The following is a 985-nucleotide window of genomic DNA, read 5'->3' on the forward strand; positions in this document are numbered from 1 at the left end:
ATCTCTTATCCCTAAAAAGCCAGGGGAGCGAATTAAAACCGATCGCAGGGATGCGCTTAAACTCGTTAGGTCACTAAAATCTGAAGACCTTACACCCATCTATGTGCCTGAGCCGGAGGATGAAGCAGTTCGAGATTTGTCCCGAGCCCGTGAAGCAGCAATGAAGGATTTAAAAGAAGCCAAGTATCAGCTTAAAGCCTTACTGCTTCGCAACAACATTCGTTACGAAGGCACGGCCAATTGGTCCAAGAAGCATCTGCGCTGGCTTACCGAACTCATATTGCCTCATCCTGCCCAGCAAATTGTCTTGCAGGAACAATTGCAAACCATAGAAGAGCGTATTCGCCGGCTAGAAAGGCTCGACAATGAGTTAACCCATCACGTTCACCAGTGGCGTTATTATCCTGTGGTGAAGGCTATTCAGGCTATGCGTGGCGTTCGATTGCTAGTCGCCGTTGGTGTGGTGGCAGAGCTTGGTGATTTACACCGCTTCGATCACCCAAGAAAACTCATGGCGTATTTAGGTTTAGTGCCCAGCGAACAATCCTCCGGTGGTAAACGTCACTTAGGTGCCATTACCAAAGCAGGTAACGGCAGAGCAAGGCGTCTACTAATTGAAGGTGCGCACAGCTATCGCTATCCAGCGAATGTCTCTACCGAATTACAGTTAAGGCAAGAAGGCTTACCCAAAGACATCGTCGATATTGCTTGGAAAGCACAATTGCGTCTGTGCAAACGCTATCATCGTATGAGTAAAAAAGGTAAACACTACAATTTAATCATTACCGCGATAGCTAGGGAGATGGCGGCTTACATATGGGCCATTGCAAAGGAAGTGGTACTTACTCCGGTTAATCCAAAACTAAGACTGAGCCGAGTACCTGCATGATAAACGAGTTTGAGCTAACGCATTCGGATCAGGCCGCGGGATGTGGCACAACCTACGAGGGCGTTATGATGGCAATCACTTAATCGTGATTGACCC

Annotated in this window: 1 protein-coding gene; it reads left to right on the forward strand. The window is 47.8% G+C overall.

The window, feature by feature from the left end:
• Positions 1-889: IS110 family transposase (locus GVO62_RS17675; RefSeq protein ID WP_159120375.1), on the forward strand; the 889-nt coding region annotated here is incomplete at its 5' end.
• Positions 890-985 lie beyond the last annotated feature (96 nt).

Origin of the sequence: Alteromonas sp. KUL150 (assembly GCF_009811475.1) — a bacterium.
In the GTDB taxonomy this organism is placed as follows: domain Bacteria; phylum Pseudomonadota; class Gammaproteobacteria; order Enterobacterales; family Alteromonadaceae; genus Alteromonas; species Alteromonas gracilis.